The sequence below is a fragment of the Idiomarina sp. X4 genome, from assembly GCF_002808045.1.
In the GTDB taxonomy this organism is placed as follows: Bacteria; Pseudomonadota; Gammaproteobacteria; order Enterobacterales; family Alteromonadaceae; genus Idiomarina.
Genome location: NZ_CP025000.1, coordinates 1,926,816 through 1,940,766 on the forward strand (window position 1 = coordinate 1,926,816; position 13,951 = coordinate 1,940,766).

The 13,951-nt window shown below is 46.5% G+C and carries 15 protein-coding genes and 1 other RNA gene; 8 read left to right on the forward strand and 8 right to left on the reverse strand.

The window, feature by feature from the left end; translation table 11 throughout:
• Nucleotides 1-5: 5 nt before the first annotated feature.
• Nucleotides 6-755 carry an ABC transporter ATP-binding protein gene (locus CWC33_RS09245; protein ID WP_157803488.1) on the forward strand — a complete coding sequence of 250 codons (750 nt, stop codon included), beginning with the start codon at nucleotides 6-8 and terminating at the stop codon, nucleotides 753-755.
• 6 nt (nucleotides 756-761) lie between these two features.
• On the opposite strand, the gene ettA is transcribed toward CWC33_RS09245, so the two are convergent.
• Nucleotides 762-2,426, reverse strand: coding sequence for an energy-dependent translational throttle protein EttA (ettA, locus tag CWC33_RS09250; RefSeq protein WP_100691686.1), 1,665 nt, complete (start codon nucleotides 2,424-2,426; stop codon nucleotides 762-764).
• 159 nt (nucleotides 2,427-2,585) lie between these two features.
• Here ettA and glyA point away from each other — a divergent pair, with 159 nt between their 5' ends.
• The 4 genes from glyA to ribBA are packed head-to-tail and all read left to right on the forward strand — an operon-like array spanning nucleotide 2,586 to nucleotide 6,596.
• The gene (glyA, locus tag CWC33_RS09255) at nucleotides 2,586-3,842 is read left to right on the forward strand and encodes a serine hydroxymethyltransferase (protein WP_100691687.1); all 1,257 of its coding nucleotides are present in this window, start codon (nucleotides 2,586-2,588) and stop codon (nucleotides 3,840-3,842) included.
• A 51-nt stretch (nucleotides 3,843-3,893) separates the two neighbouring features.
• A complete protein-coding gene (gene nrdR, locus CWC33_RS09260; RefSeq protein WP_053952613.1) occupies nucleotides 3,894-4,343 on the forward strand; it encodes a transcriptional regulator NrdR in 450 nt (149 codons plus the stop codon).
• Complete coding sequence (ribD, locus tag CWC33_RS09265; protein ID WP_100691688.1) at nucleotides 4,336-5,472, forward strand: bifunctional diaminohydroxyphosphoribosylaminopyrimidine deaminase/5-amino-6-(5-phosphoribosylamino)uracil reductase RibD; 1,137 nt, start codon at nucleotides 4,336-4,338, stop codon at nucleotides 5,470-5,472. The genes nrdR and ribD overlap by 8 nt, the downstream gene beginning before the upstream one ends.
• Before the next feature lie 5 nt (nucleotides 5,473-5,477).
• Nucleotides 5,478-6,596, forward strand: a complete 1,119-nt coding sequence (gene ribBA / locus CWC33_RS09270; RefSeq protein WP_100691689.1) for a bifunctional 3,4-dihydroxy-2-butanone-4-phosphate synthase/GTP cyclohydrolase II — start codon at nucleotides 5,478-5,480, stop codon at nucleotides 6,594-6,596.
• Here the strand turns inward: ribBA and CWC33_RS09275 are convergent.
• From CWC33_RS09275 to CWC33_RS09290, 4 genes are read right to left on the reverse strand one after another with little or no spacing between them, the layout of a single operon-like run.
• Nucleotides 6,574-7,479 (reverse strand): ketopantoate reductase family protein, encoded by a 906-nt coding sequence (locus CWC33_RS09275; RefSeq protein WP_100691690.1) that lies wholly within the window; start codon nucleotides 7,477-7,479, stop codon nucleotides 6,574-6,576. The two genes, ribBA and CWC33_RS09275, sit on opposite strands and share 23 nt — an antisense overlap.
• Nucleotides 7,469-8,809 carry an AmpG family muropeptide MFS transporter gene (locus CWC33_RS09280; protein ID WP_100691691.1) on the reverse strand — a complete coding sequence of 447 codons (1,341 nt, stop codon included), beginning with the start codon at nucleotides 8,807-8,809 and terminating at the stop codon, nucleotides 7,469-7,471. The genes CWC33_RS09275 and CWC33_RS09280 overlap by 11 nt, the downstream gene beginning before the upstream one ends.
• A complete protein-coding gene (locus tag CWC33_RS09285; protein ID WP_100691692.1) occupies nucleotides 8,809-9,399 on the reverse strand; it encodes a peptidylprolyl isomerase in 591 nt (196 codons plus the stop codon). The genes CWC33_RS09280 and CWC33_RS09285 overlap by 1 nt, the downstream gene beginning before the upstream one ends.
• Nucleotides 9,399-9,947 (reverse strand): YajG family lipoprotein, encoded by a 549-nt coding sequence (locus CWC33_RS09290; protein ID WP_100692318.1) that lies wholly within the window; start codon nucleotides 9,945-9,947, stop codon nucleotides 9,399-9,401. The genes CWC33_RS09285 and CWC33_RS09290 overlap by 1 nt, the downstream gene beginning before the upstream one ends.
• 129 nt (nucleotides 9,948-10,076) lie before the next feature.
• Here CWC33_RS09290 and CWC33_RS09295 point away from each other — a divergent pair, with 129 nt between their 5' ends.
• From CWC33_RS09295 to ffs, 3 genes are all read left to right on the forward strand, one after another.
• On the forward strand, nucleotides 10,077-11,165 hold the full coding sequence (locus tag CWC33_RS09295; RefSeq protein WP_088767735.1) for a ketoacyl-ACP synthase III: 1,089 nt from the start codon (nucleotides 10,077-10,079) through the stop codon (nucleotides 11,163-11,165).
• A gap of 14 nt (nucleotides 11,166-11,179) precedes the next feature.
• The gene (locus tag CWC33_RS09300; RefSeq protein ID WP_100691693.1) at nucleotides 11,180-11,926 is read left to right on the forward strand and encodes an enoyl-CoA hydratase; all 747 of its coding nucleotides are present in this window, start codon (nucleotides 11,180-11,182) and stop codon (nucleotides 11,924-11,926) included.
• A gap of 82 nt (nucleotides 11,927-12,008) precedes the next feature.
• Nucleotides 12,009-12,105: signal recognition particle sRNA small type (gene ffs, locus CWC33_RS09305), an RNA gene on the forward strand.
• A 20-nt stretch (nucleotides 12,106-12,125) separates the two neighbouring features.
• Here the strand turns inward: ffs and CWC33_RS09310 are convergent.
• From CWC33_RS09310 to priC, 3 genes are read right to left on the reverse strand one after another with little or no spacing between them, the layout of a single operon-like run.
• Nucleotides 12,126-12,401 carry a late competence development ComFB family protein gene (locus CWC33_RS09310; protein ID WP_100691694.1) on the reverse strand — a complete coding sequence of 92 codons (276 nt, stop codon included), beginning with the start codon at nucleotides 12,399-12,401 and terminating at the stop codon, nucleotides 12,126-12,128.
• A complete protein-coding gene (locus tag CWC33_RS09315; RefSeq protein ID WP_100691695.1) occupies nucleotides 12,391-13,356 on the reverse strand; it encodes a histone deacetylase family protein in 966 nt (321 codons plus the stop codon). Before CWC33_RS09315 ends, CWC33_RS09310 begins: the two co-directional genes overlap by 11 nt.
• A complete protein-coding gene (gene priC, locus CWC33_RS09320) occupies nucleotides 13,343-13,873 on the reverse strand; it encodes a primosomal replication protein PriC (protein ID WP_100691696.1) in 531 nt (176 codons plus the stop codon). The genes CWC33_RS09315 and priC overlap by 14 nt, the downstream gene beginning before the upstream one ends.
• Between the last annotated feature and the right edge of the window lie 78 nt (nucleotides 13,874-13,951).

The following is a 13,951-nucleotide window of genomic DNA, read 5'->3' on the forward strand; positions in this document are numbered from 1 at the left end:
ATACAGTGCTAACCATAGATAATGTGAGCTTGAAAGGCATTAATCGACCAAGGCTGAGCAATGTCGGGTTGTCTCTTGATAGCGGCAAATTAATCGGTCTGATAGGCCCCAATGGCGCTGGTAAAAGCTCGCTGTTAAAAGCAATAGCCGGGGTTGAAGCGGCCTCGGGGGCGCTTTTATGGAATAGACAATCGCTGTCAGCCATGAATGATAATGAAAGGGCAAATACGTTGTCGTATATGGCTCAAGACGATACTCCACAGTGGGATCTGACCATAGAAGAGATTATCGACATTGGCCTTTTAAAGAAGCGACTTCCTAGCTCAGAGCGACAGCGGCGTATTGAAAAAACGAGTGAAACGCTTAATCTTTCTGAATTTACTGGTCACTCGATTCAACGACTATCGCGAGGTGAGTTACAGCGGGTTTTGCTGGCCAGAGCACTTGTTTCTGAGCCCGAGCTGTTACTTTGTGATGAGCCAACTAATGCTCTGGATATCTACCATCAACTTAATGTGTTGCAGCTACTTAAAAAACAAAGCGAGAAGGGGCGGTTAGTAATGATGGCCATTCACGATATCCCACAGGCGGCTGAATATTGTGATGAATTAGTCTTGCTGGATAAAGGCAGGCTAGTTTGCAATGGACAACCCTTTGAGGTGTTAACCAAAGAGAATTTGGCGGCCACTTTTGGGATCCATGCGGACTGGATTTGCAATAAAAGGGGCGTAGCCTGGCAGCCTCGCCCCTTATAACGGTTATTAGCCAATAGGCTTATATTTAATACGGTGCGGCTCCATTGCCTGTTCACCGAATTTGTCCTTCATATAAGCTTCGTAATCGCTGTAGTTACCTTCGTAGAAGACCACTTCGCCTTCGTCACGGTAATCCAGAATATGCGTGGCAATGCGGTCAAGGAACCAACGGTCGTGCGAGATAACCATCACAGAGCCCGGGAACTCAAGAATAGCTTCTTCAAGTGCTCGCAGGGTTTCAACGTCTAAGTCGTTGGTTGGCTCATCGAGAAGCAGCACGTTACCGCCAGCCTTTAATAGCTTCGCTAAGTGCACTCGGTTACGTTCACCACCCGATAATTCGCCAATGCGTTTTTGCTGATCGGTACCGCGGAAGTTAAAACGACCCACATAGGCACGGCCATTCACTTCAAAGTTACCAATCTTCAGGATGTCGTTACCGTCAGTAATTTCTTCAAAGACGGTTTTTTTGTCATCCATGTTGTCACGGAACTGATCAACACTGGCCAATTGTACGGTTTCACCCAATTCGATAGAGCCGCTGTCCGGCTTTTCTTCGCCGCTTATCATGCGGAATAAGGTGGATTTACCCGCACCGTTAGGACCAATAATACCGACAATAGCCCCTTTAGGAACACTGAAGCTTAGGTTGTCGATAAGCTGGCGCTTTTCGTAAGATTTGCTAATACCATTAACTTCAATAACCTTGTCACCCAGACGAGGGCCTGGCGGAATAAACAACTCGTTGGTTTCGTTACGTTTCTGATAGTCGCCACTTTGCAGTTCTTCAAAGCGGTTAAGGCGCGCCTTGCTTTTCGCCTGGCGTCCTTTCGGGTTAGTGCGTACCCACTCAAGTTCTTGTTTAATCGTGCGCTGGCGAGCTTTCTCAGCACGTTCTTCCTGCTCCAGGCGTTTTTCTTTCTGTTCCAGCCAGGAAGAGTAGTTACCTTCCCATGGAATACCATAGCCACGGTCAAGTTCAAGGATCCAACCTGCAACGTTATCGAGGAAGTAACGGTCGTGGGTAATGGCAACCACGGTCCCCGTGTAATCGTGCAAGAAACGCTCTAGCCAAGCAACCGACTCTGCATCAAGGTGGTTGGTAGGCTCGTCTAACAGCAGCATGTCCGGCTTAGATAACAGTAAACGACAAATAGCCACACGGCGTCGCTCACCACCCGACAGGTTGCCGATTTTGGCGTCCCATTCAGGAAGGCGTAAAGCATCTGCTGCGCGTTCCAGAATATTTTCAATGTTGTGACCGTCTTTGGCTTGCAACAGTGCTTCCAGTTCGCCTTGTTCTTTCGACAGCGCGTCGAAATCAGCATTCTCATCAGCGTAGGCCGCGTAAATTTCATCGAGGCGACCCAGCGCTTCTTTTACGTCTGTAACAGCCTCTTCAACCGTTTCTTTGACCGTTTTGCTTTCATCGAGCTCAGGCTCCTGTGGCAGGTAACCAATTTGAGTCCCTGATAATGCGCGAGCTTCACCTTCATACTCTGTATCAACACCCGCCATAATGCGGAGCAGGGTCGACTTACCGGCACCGTTAACACCCAGAACACCAATTTTGGCCCCTGGAAAAAACGACAGAGAAATATCTTTTAAGATGGTTTTCTTAGGTGGCACTACTTTGCTCACCTGAGACATTGAATAGATATATTGCGCCATAGCGACGTAAAATCCTTCCTATCAACAAAAAAGTTACTGCATAGTTTACTGTTATTTACGAACATCCCCAAACTTTGTTGTGCTGAACTAGGCACTCATTTGTGTTTTAAGGTAAAATACCCGACAAATTAAGACCATTTAATGATTTGGAGAGCTGTAATGCTGAAATCTGAGATGAACATTGCCGACTTTGATGCGGACTTATGGCAAGCGATGCAAGGCGAAGTTGAGCGTCAGGAACAACACATAGAGCTGATTGCGTCAGAAAACTACACCAGTCCGCGAGTCATGCAGGCGCAAGGTTCTCAGTTAACCAACAAGTACGCAGAAGGCTATCCACATAAGCGTTATTATGGTGGCTGTGAGTTTGTCGATAAGGTTGAAGACTTAGCCATTGAGCGTGCCAAAGAGTTATTCGGTGCAAAATATGCAAACGTACAGCCACATTCTGGTTCGCAAGCAAATACGGCTGCATTTATGGCGCTGATGGAAGCCGGAGACACTTTCCTTGGTATGAGTTTGGCGCACGGTGGTCACTTAACTCACGGTTCCGGAGTTAACTTCTCAGGAAAGCTTTATAACGCCGTTTCGTATGGCCTGGACGAATCCACTGGTGAAATTGACTATGCCGAAGTTGAAAAACTGGCGCTGGAACACAAACCGAAAGTGATCGTTGCGGGCTTCTCAGCCTATTCTGGTATCGTTGACTGGAAAAAATTCCGTGAAATTGCGGATAAAGTTGATGCTTATTTAATGGTCGATATGGCGCACGTAGCGGGTTTGATTGCTGCAGGTGAATACCCGAACCCAGTGCCTTACGCACACGTTGTTACTACGACTACGCATAAAACGCTGGCGGGCCCACGTGGTGGTTTGATTATTTCCGGTAGCGATGATGAAAAGCTGCATAAAAAATTAAACAGTGCCGTATTCCCGGGTAATCAAGGCGGTCCGTTATGCCATGTTATTGCCGGTAAAGCGGTCGCTTTCCAGGAAGCATTACAGCCGGAATTTAAAGCTTACCAGCAACAAGTGCTAAAAAATGCGAACGTAATGGTTAAAGCAATGCAGTCTCGCGGCTATAAGATTGTTTCTAATGGTACGCAGAATCACTTATTCCTGGTTGATCTAATCGATAAAGACATCACGGGTAAAGACGCAGATGCTGCTTTAGGTGATGCATTTATTACGGTTAACAAGAATGCGGTTCCTAATGATCCGCGTTCTCCTTTTGTGACCTCTGGCTTGCGTTTAGGCACACCGGCTATTACCCGCCGTGGCTTTAAAGAAACTGAAGCTGAACAAGTTGCTAACTGGATCTGTGACGTTCTGGACGATATCTCGAACGAGAGCAAAATTTCAGAAGTACGTGAACAAGTAAAAGCGTTATGCGCTAACTTTCCGGTATACGGATAATTACGCACTATCGTTAAACGAGTCGTAAAGCGCACTTAAAGGAGTCAGGCAATGCATTGTCCATTTTGTGGCACACAAGACACCAAGGTTATTGATTCGCGCTTAGTTGCGGATGGCGCCTCGGTACGTCGCCGGCGTGAGTGTAATCATTGCAAGGAGCGCTTTACGACTTTTGAAACGGCTGAACTCATCATGCCGCGGGTTATTAAAACCGATGGCTCGAGAGAACCGTTCAATGAAGATAAGCTCCGCAACGGGTTGTTAAGAGCACTCGAAAAGCGCCCAGTTAGTCTGGAGCTTATGGAACAGGCTATTAATAAAATTAAATCGAGTATCCGTGCGACGGGTGAGCGCGAAATAACCAGTAATTTTATTGGTGGATTGGTTATGGAAAACCTGAAACAAATCGACAAAGTGGCCTATGTAAGGTTTGCTTCCGTTTATCGCTCGTTCGAAGATATTCGAGAGTTTGGCGAAGAAATCGCTCGTTTGAATGATTAAACCGTCGCAACTAAAAGTTGATCACGAAATGATGCATCGTGCCATTGAGTTGGCTCGGCGCGGCATTATGACAACGCGACCTAACCCTGCTGTAGGTTGCGTGATAGCTAAAGACAATAAAATCATTGGTGAAGGCTGGCATCAGCGAGCCGGCGAACCGCACGCAGAAGTTCATGCGTTAAAGCAGGCTGGTGCTGACGCAAAAGGTGCAACGGCTTATGTGACTTTAGAGCCGTGCAGCCACATGGGGCGTACCCCACCATGTGCGAACGCTTTAATTGAAGCGGGCATTGCGCGTGTTGTGGTCGCTATGCATGATCCTAACCCTCGGGTGAGTGGAAATGGCATTAAGCGTTTGCATGAGGCGGATATTGACGTGCTGGTTGGCGTGTTGGAAAAGTCTGCGGAACAGCTGAACCCAGGTTTCTTGTCCAGAATGCGGGAAAACCGTCCTTTCATTACTGTCAAAATGGCGTCGTCGCTGGATGGAAAAACCGCGTTATCAGATGGGCGCAGCCAATGGATAACGGGTCCTCATGCGCGTGCCGACGTTCAATATTGGCGAGCTCAATCCGACTCGATTCTTACTGGCGCGGATACCATTTTAAAAGATGACCCCATGCTGACGGTTCGACAAAACCAGTGGCCAGCGACAAGGCCTTTACCTGAACCGTTAAAACAACCCATACGTATTGTTATAGACAGTCAGAACAGAGTGACCGATGACGCTAAAATTTTTGAGTCACCGGTTCCGGTGTGGTTAATAAGGTCTAAGTCTGGTCAGCCAAGTAAGCATTCACATTGCCATGAAGTTATTGTGAAGACAGCCGCTACCGGGAAAATTGACTTAAGTGCTTTAATGTCGGAGTTGGCAAAGCGCGAAGTGAACCAAATCTGGACCGAATGTGGTGCGTCTTTAGCGGCTGCACTTATACAGGCGGGTTATTGTGACCGCTTGATAATGTACAGTTCAGGTCAGCTACTGGGCAACGCGGCGCGTTCACTCTTTGATATTGACGAGCCGAATACTTTAGACAAAGCGATACGCTTTAAAATAACTGACAGGCGTCAGGTTGGTGATGACCAACGAGTTATCGCAGTACCTCAACTTATGACAGGAAAAGGTTAAGCGTTATGTCATTGCATAGCACAGAAGAGATTATAGAAGACATTCGTCAGGGAAAAATGGTCATCCTGATGGATGATGAAGATCGTGAAAATGAGGGGGACCTTATAATTGCTGCGGAATGCGCGACGCCAGAAGCGATTAACTTTATGGCGCGTTATGGTCGTGGACTTATCTGCTTAACCTTAACTGAAGAGCGTTGTCAGCAACTGAATTTACCGCTGATGGTAGATAAAAATAATGCGCCTTACGCAACAAACTTTACGGTTTCTATTGAAGCGGCGCAAGGAGTCACAACAGGCATTTCAGCAGCTGATCGAGCGAAGACTGTGCTGGATGCAGTGAAAAAGGATGCTAAGCCGGAAGACTTGGTTATGCCGGGACACATTTTCCCATTAAAAGCAAAATCGGGCGGCGTCTTAAATCGCGCAGGGCATACCGAAGCGGGATGCGACTTAGCGCGACTGGCTGGTTTTGAGCCTGCGTCGGTGATTGTAGAAGTACTGAATGAAGACGGTACTATGGCAAGGCGCCCAGATCTTGAAGCCTTTGCAAAACAGCATGATATTAAGGTTGGGACTATTGCCGATTTAATCGAGTACCGCTCAACACAGGAGAAAACCATTGAACGTGTTGCTGAGTGTTCTTTGCCGACCGCATTCGGCGAATTTCATTTGGTGACCTATCAGGATACTATCGATAAACAGGTTCATCAGGCGCTTGTGCACGGTGACATATCGGAAGATAAAGTGACCAATGTGCGCGTGCACTTGCAAGACACTTTCCATGACACTTTCCTTACGGATCGAGCCGCAAAGCGGAGTTGGCCAATTCAGAAAGCAATGTCTTACATTGCGGAGAATGATGGTGTGTTAGTGATTATTGGCCGACAGCAAACACCGGATGACATTATTGCGCAGGTAAAAGAGTTTGAAGCACAAGATCATGGTGAGCATAAACCAACGGCTTCTGCATCAAATGCTTCTCGTAATGTAGGGTTGGGCTCGCAGATATTGGCAGACTTAAATATTCACAAAATGCGCTTAATGAGCTCTCCGAAACGTTACTCTGCGCTATCCGGTTTTGGTTTAGAAGTGATTGATTTTATTGAGGATAAAGACGGATAAAGTCGTTCATCAGTTTTTCATGAGCCGGCGTTTTTAAGCCGGCTTTTTTTGCTCTTTTGATAATATAACCCGTCAGGTAGTCAATTTCTGTGCGGCGTTTATAGCGGATGTCTTGCAACATTGACGACTCATTGTCGCGAGTTTCTTCTGCAACCCTCTGAATCTCCTGATAAACCGCATTCTCATTTAAGTCGACATATTCGGTACGCGCAACCGCAACAGCCTCATCGATGAGTGACTGAATAACTGGCTGCCACTTAGCATCCAGCAGTTCACCATTATGACACTGGTGAATAGCCGTTAATGGGTTTATGACACAATTGACTAAGAGTTTCGACCAGCGTCGGGTTTTTATGTCACTTTCAAAAGTTATGGGGCTAAAGCTTTTTGCTAAAATCGCTTCGAAACCTAACTGTTTTTCTTTCTGCTGTAACCAGCTTCGGCCTTTCCCACGGTGCTCAATGAAAACCTTGCCGTCGCCTTGTGACGTTTTTACGGCGCCGTGAGTGGTCACTAAGTGACAAATGTTTAATGATGCTAATGAGCTGGGTAGCTCAAGCATGCCGTTGTGGCTGAGAACTATTGGCGTGTCATGATGAAAGCCGGGAATTGCGGTGATTTCCTTTAAGGCACTAATAGCATCGAATGCTTTTACCGCTACAATAAATACTGAGCTTTCGGCGAGGTGGCAGTTTTGGGCCGATAGAAAGGGTAAAGAGTAGGTTTTTCGGCTAGTGTCGTCTATCAAGGTTAACAGACCCTCTTCAGACTCTGCGTTGCGAGTTAACGCGATACACCTTTGCTTATTCTCAAGCAAATGGCAGGCTATGAGCCCGCTAACAGCGCCGGGACCGAGTACATACCATTGAATGTCAGCCGGCATCTCTTGCTTCCTCGAGCTTTTTCAGCGGCTTACGAATAAACCAAAGGAAACAGAGACTGGGAATGACCATTATCGCTGTTAAAACGAAAAATAGTGCCCAATTACCGTTCATAGAATCAACTAAGACCCCACTGTACGATGCCAATACTGTTTTACCCAGTGTGCCCAAGGACGCCATTAGCGCATACTGAGTTGCCGTAAAGGTTCGGTTGCACAGCAAACTAATGAACGCAACAAAAGCCACAGTGGACCAGGCACTGGTAAAACCGTCAACAAGAACGGCACTTAAAAACAAATTGGTGTTGGGGCCGACCAGCGCAATCCAGGAGAACATAAGGTTTGAAGCGGACATGGCTAAGCCCCCAATAATCAGTCCTTTCACAATGCCCAGTCTTAGGTTAACAACGCTGCCTAACACCGCAAAAACAATAGTCACCCACCAGGTGACCAGTTTTGAGTACGTCCCAATTTCTGCATTGGTGAAGCCAATTTCCTTATAGAAAACAATGGACATACGGCCTAAAAAGGCTTCACCTATTTTGAATAGAAAAATAAAAGCTAATAGTGACAGAGCCAACCTCACACCATTACGAGTGAAGAATTCGGCAATTGGGGAAATAACAGTATGTCTAATGCGGGCTTTGAAAAAATCGAACCAGCCAGTGACTGGCGTGGTGTCGTTTGAAACCCCGGTATAAGTTGTACGGCGAACAAGCAGTACAATAGCGGCCAGAAACAGCATGACACAACCGAGACCGAAATAGGCGTGTTGCCAATTCCAGTTGACGCCGTCGACGATAAAAAAGGGCAGTGCGCCTAAGCCGCTATAGCCTGTCCACCAACCTGCGGTTGCCATGGCAGCTCCCGCACTTTGTAAGCGGCCTTCGCTCTCAGAGAATGATTCGATACGGTAAGCATCAATAGCAATGTCTTGCGTGGCTGAACTTATAGCGATGGCTAATGCGGTTAAACCTGCGATGTGCAAACTGTCAGTGATATTCAAGCTAGCAAGTGCAAAGCAACCAGTGGCAATCAATAGCTGGCACAAAAATATCCAACTTCGACGTTGCCCTAACCACCTTGTTAGTAAGGGAAGTCTCACATTATCGATAAGTGGTGACCACAAAAAGTTAATGGAGTAAGCCCCAAAAACAGCGCCGAAATAGCCGATAACAGAGCGAGTTAGCCCTTCCTCCTGAAGCCAGGCGGAAAGCGCAGAGCCAATCATCACCCAGGGAAATCCGCTGGCGATGCCGAGCACGAAAATAACCCAGACGCGCGACTGCTTATAAACATCCATGTCTTGCCAGAAGGGGATATGCTTTTCCATTAATTTTGAGGAACTATTTCAATTCGCTTTAAAACCGGTGGATTCTTTGGAACATCCCGCCAACCGGTTGTATCGTCAAAAGGTTTTGACTCCAGCTGAGCCATTTTTTCCAGCACATCTAAGCCATCCACAATACGTCCAAAAACGGTATACCCCCAGTCGCCCTTGTCAGGGTTTAAAGACGTATTGTCGTTGAGATTAAAGAAAAACTGACGAGTTGCTGTGTGTGGATCTCGCTCTCGGGCCATTGCAATAGTACCGTATTCATTGAGCAGACCATTGCCAGACTCATTGACAACCTGTTCAAAAGTGGGCTTTCCCTGAAAGTCTCTATCATAGCCGCCGCCTTGAATGACAAAATCAGGCACTAAACGATGAAAAATCGTGTCGTTGTACTGTGCCTTTTTGACATAACGAAAAAAGTTCTTAATGGTTAATGGCGCAGCTTCGCGATTCAATTCAACAGTAATATCTCCCATAGAAGTGATCATTTTCACCCTGGGAAATGGGTTGTCAGGTTGTATTTCGGCACTGGCCGGTGCAACAAAAGAAGCGGCCAGAAAACTGGCTAGCAAAATCCAAAACTTCATTAGTAAACCTCTCTCTCGCTCAATCGGAGTTTAGAGTCGTTAGCAATATCGTTCAATACGCTATCTAAGAGATCGCGGAACTGACGCTCAATAGTTGCCTGAGCAGGCTTCAGCGCGCCACTCGATTGTGCTTTACCGGTATAAAAGTTGCTATAACGTCTATTACCTCTAACGGCTTCAACGCGTATGCGGACATGATGCTCTAACTCGTATTTCAAAGCACTGACCTTTGCATCAATTAACGCTTTTTCTATCGACACATACCACTTTAAACCTTGTCCTGCTGGCGCATTTGCGGTTAAAGGCCTGAGCGATTCTTTAACGATGTCGGTTAACGGTTGCTGAGTTGGCGCAAATGTCGCTTTATCATCGTCTTTTTTGTGCCGGTATAAATAGGAGTAGGTTCGCGTATCAATAACGTCCAGCTGGTTTACTTTTATTGAAAAAGTATCGTTTACGGGTGTTGTGCTAATAATAAGTGGATCCGGCTGGCTGGAACAGGCAGCTAAAATCGGAGCCAAAATAAGTACCAGAATTAAACGAAGCATAAGCATTATCCTTTTTCCTCAGATACATTCACCTGACAAATATTCGTGCTATGATACGAGCAACGACTGCTGTCTTGACGTAGCTTAGCACGCAGATAGCATTGACTGACAGAAGTAAAAGGTTTTGCCGTGACAAAATATGCAGAAATCACGGGTTGGGGAAAATGCCTTCCGCCGGCCGTTATGACAAACGATGATCTTGCCACTTTCCTGGAAACCTCCGATGAATGGATTGTTTCGAGGACCGGTATTTCAGAAAGGCGAGTTAGCCATGTAGGCACGTCGGAGCTGGCTACAGTGGCTGCGCGCAACGCATTGGCTGCGGCTGACTTAGACCCTAATGAAATCGACTTGATCATTGTCGGAACTTGTACCGCAGACGAAATCATTCCGAATGTTGCTTCGGCGGTTCAGCAACGTCTTGGCGCAAAAAATGCGGCGGCGTTTGACTTGAATGCCGCCTGTAGCAGCTTTTTATATGCCATGCATTTCGCGACTCAATCTATAAGAACGGGTGCGCACAGCAAAGTATTGTTGATAGGCGCAGAATGCCTCACGCGTATTTTAGACTGGACGAAGCGCGAAAGCGCCGTGCTGTTTGGCGATGGAGCCGGTGCTATGGTGCTGGAAGCGTCAGATAATGAAGTCGGTTTGTTGGCAAGTCACGTCAGCTGCGACGCCGATGCGCGTGATGTATTGAGTCTTGATTTTGGTCTCAATTTCGATCGTTTCAACTTCGATGGCATTATGCAATTTGACTTTGTGGGTCAGGAGATTTTCAAGCGCGCAGTTAAAGGTATGAGTGCGGCGGTTGAGAATGTTTTTGAACAAACCGGAATGACAACGGAAGACATCGACGCTCTGATACCGCATCAGGCAAATAAGCGGTTAATCGACTTCCTGGGCAAGATGTGTAAAGTGCCGAGTGAGAAAACGGTTATCAATATTCAAAAGTATGGAAACACATCCTCTGCAACACTTCCCATTGCGTTTGCAGAGGCTGCAGATAACGGCATTATTAAGCCCGGCGATAGCATTATGTCGGCGGTGTTCGGTGGTGGATTAACGTGCGGGGCTGGCCTTATTAAATGGGGGGAGCGAGTCACTCCTAAAAAGCCAAACCAAATGGAGCTGCCGGCGGGGGATAAGACAGCGTTGGATATTATCGTGCCAATGCATGAAGCAACCGCTAAGGCTTGGAAAAAGCGCCAACAATAAGGAGGGAAAGGCTAATGTCTGAACAGTCAGTGATAGTAAAAAAAGATAACGGTGTTGTTAGAATTCGCCTGAACCGTCCAGAAAAGAAAAATGCGTTTACACAAGCAATGTATACTTTATGTGAAGAAGCGCTAAAAGAAGCCGATAGTGACAAATCAATTAATGCAGTTGTGTTTGAGAGTGAAGGCGATAGTTTTTCAGCCGGTAATGACTTAAACGACTTTCTAGCGATAGAAAAACTCGATGAATCTGCACCGCCATTCCGTTTTCTACATACCTTGAATAAGGTAGAAGTGCCCGTTGTCGCGGCTGTTAACGGCCTAGCGATCGGTATTGGTACTACCTTGCTACTTCATTGCGATATTGTTATCAGTAGTAATGAAGCGCTATACGCACTGCCGTTTGTGCAATTGGGACTTCTGCCGGAAGCCGGTTCAAGTTTATTGTTGCCGCAAATTTGTGGTTATCAGAAAGCGGCCGAGTTATTGTTGCTGGGTGATAATTTCGATGCACAAACTGCTTTGGAGCTTGGTTTTGTGAATCATGTTGTTTCTGCCGAGCAGTTGGAAGGCAAAGTAGAAGAGGTATTGAGTAAACTACGAGCTCAATCTGGCCAGTCTTTGCGGATGTCGAAGAAATTACTTAAACACCCCGTTGAATCGACGGCTGCACGCATAAGCCGTGAAGCTGAATATTTTGCTAAAGCGTTAAGCTCTCCTGAGGCAAAACAAGCGATTGCCCGTAAACTGCAGAAAAAGTAAGCGAAAGACCGTTGTTGGGTTGTTTACCCATGGCAAGTAAGTCATAATGCGCCTGCTTTGAATAAAGCGTCAATGGTGACTCTGCGGGTCCCCCCGCAACGCTAACCAGCGAACCCGGTCAGGCCCGGAAGGGAGCAGCCGTAGTTGGGGATGTGTGTGCCGGGGTGTGGCTGGTAGAGTCGCCACCCAATCCTTCTTATTAACTGCTCTCATCTCTCTTTCTATTTTTCAGAAACTCTAAAGCTTCCGTAATCGCTTTGTGGACCTGCATTTCCATGTCCAGTCGTTTTGACGGCGGAAGGAAAAAAGCCATATCGACCTCGTGGCGAATATAGCGAGGCGGCAGTTGGTTCAGCACCAGACAGCATAAGTCAGCCAGAAACTCTTGCTCGTATTGCTTATCGAGCTCTAGCTCCTCAACTCTATCCGCAACTAATCGTTCATAATAATTGTGAATATCATCGTCAAATTTCATTTTCCGGACTCCTCAGCGCTGTGTCAGGTAGATACTGATCTTCAGTATAGACATAATATGCGGCTCTGAGTAATTGGGCGTGTCCTCGCACCAGTCGCTCCAGGTTCCGTTGATAACCTCCACCAATGACCGCTGCGACAGGAATGCTATTTTGTCGACAAAATGAAAGCACCGTCATGTCACGCTGAAATATGCCGTTTAAACTAATGTGAAAATGGCCTAGCTCATCTTTTGTGTAGATATCCACGCCGGCGTCGTAAAGGATGATATCGGGCTTTACGCGCTTCACAATCAAGGTAAGTGCATTCTGCAACGCCTGAAGGTAACTTTTATCAGTCGTTCCTTTGGGTAACGGAACATCTAAATCTGACAATGATTTTGAGAATGGAAAGTTCTTCTCACCATGAATAGAGCAAGTAAAGACCCGAGGGTCATTTTTGAAGATGGTCGCTGTACCGTCACCCTGATGCACGTCCGTGTCCAGCACAGCGATTTTTAAATTGGGGTGTTGTAAAAGTAACTGATGACAGGCTATAGCCAAGTCGTTAATCAAGCAAAACCCGCTGCCCCAATCTTTATGAGCGTGGTGATAGCCTCCCGAAAAATGAACAGCAATGGACGAGTCTAGCGCTATTTGTAAAGCCACAGCCGTTCCGCCGGCTGATGTTAAAGAGCGCGTAAGTAGCTGCTCTGACCAGGGGAAGCCAATTCTTCGCCATTCAGCTTTTTCAAAGCTATTGGCTTTTAGTTTTTCAATGTACGAAGCGCTGTGTGTCTGTTCAACTTGTTCCCAGGTTACTGCTACAGGCGCCTTCCACTGACTTGCGTGTGCCCCCCGGCTTATGGCCCAGTCATGCAATAAACGATATTTTTCAATAGGGTAGCGGTGCCGTTCAGGAAGCGACAGTTGGCTGTATATTGGAGAGTAGATGAAGGGAATATTAACCTTCGTCATAACGCTGAATCTGTTTCTCTAATTGCTCAATTGCCATTTGGCAGCGGTTTAATCGCTTTTGAGCGGCTTGAATTACGTCCTGAAAACCCGTGCTTTGTGCATTTTCAAGGTTTTCAGTTAAGCGGCGCTCATAGTCCCTATAAGTCACTAATTGTTCGTGAAGCTTTTGGTAATGACTGGCCTTTACTTCTCGCTGCTCCTCTCCCATTTCCGGGAGCTTACCTGAACGCAACGCAGTTGCTAACGCTTCTACTTGAGCGCAAAGTTTTTCAGCCACATAACGTTGCGATTCTTTTGATGTTGTTTGTAAGAGTTGACCTAACAAACGCTCTGTCTCTTTAACGTAATCTAAAGCGACTGATGAGCGCGTTTGGAACAGTGAAGGACTGAACCATTGCTCCGTAACTTTCTTTGAGTGGCGTCTGTTTTCTTCGTCAATATGCAGAGCTCGCTCGGAAAACTCATTGAGTAATCGTTCAATATGTTGAATTGACGTTAAATCATTTATTGGTCTCATAACCCCATAATAAAAGAATTTTTCTCTTATGACACGGTCAAATCAGAAAAAGAGGTTAAGCCATTACACATAGGCTCA

Bases quoted from the DNA above. Each gene is read 5' to 3' on its own strand.
- priC (WP_100691696.1), bottom strand. From the start codon at position 13,873: ATGAGACCAATAAATGATTTAACGTCAATTCAACATATTGAACGATTA.
- ettA (WP_100691686.1), bottom strand. From the start codon at position 2,426: ATGGCGCAATATATCTATTCAATGTCTCAGGTGAGCAAAGTAGTGCCA.
- CWC33_RS09300 (WP_100691693.1), top strand. From the start codon at position 11,180: ATGTCTGAACAGTCAGTGATAGTAAAAAAAGATAACGGTGTTGTTAGA.
- nrdR (WP_053952613.1), top strand. From the start codon at position 3,894: ATGCATTGTCCATTTTGTGGCACACAAGACACCAAGGTTATTGATTCG.
- CWC33_RS09285 (WP_100691692.1), bottom strand. From the start codon at position 9,399: ATGAAGTTTTGGATTTTGCTAGCCAGTTTTCTGGCCGCTTCTTTTGTT.
- CWC33_RS09280 (WP_100691691.1), bottom strand. From the start codon at position 8,809: ATGGAAAAGCATATCCCCTTCTGGCAAGACATGGATGTTTATAAGCAG.
- CWC33_RS09315 (WP_100691695.1), bottom strand. From the start codon at position 13,356: ATGACGAAGGTTAATATTCCCTTCATCTACTCTCCAATATACAGCCAA.
- CWC33_RS09275 (WP_100691690.1), bottom strand. From the start codon at position 7,479: ATGCCGGCTGACATTCAATGGTATGTACTCGGTCCCGGCGCTGTTAGC.
- CWC33_RS09310 (WP_100691694.1), bottom strand. From the start codon at position 12,401: ATGAAATTTGACGATGATATTCACAATTATTATGAACGATTAGTTGCG.
- ribD (WP_100691688.1), top strand. From the start codon at position 4,336: ATGATTAAACCGTCGCAACTAAAAGTTGATCACGAAATGATGCATCGT.
- ribBA (WP_100691689.1), top strand. From the start codon at position 5,478: ATGTCATTGCATAGCACAGAAGAGATTATAGAAGACATTCGTCAGGGA.
- CWC33_RS09290 (WP_100692318.1), bottom strand. From the start codon at position 9,947: ATGCTTCGTTTAATTCTGGTACTTATTTTGGCTCCGATTTTAGCTGCC.
- glyA (WP_100691687.1), top strand. From the start codon at position 2,586: ATGCTGAAATCTGAGATGAACATTGCCGACTTTGATGCGGACTTATGG.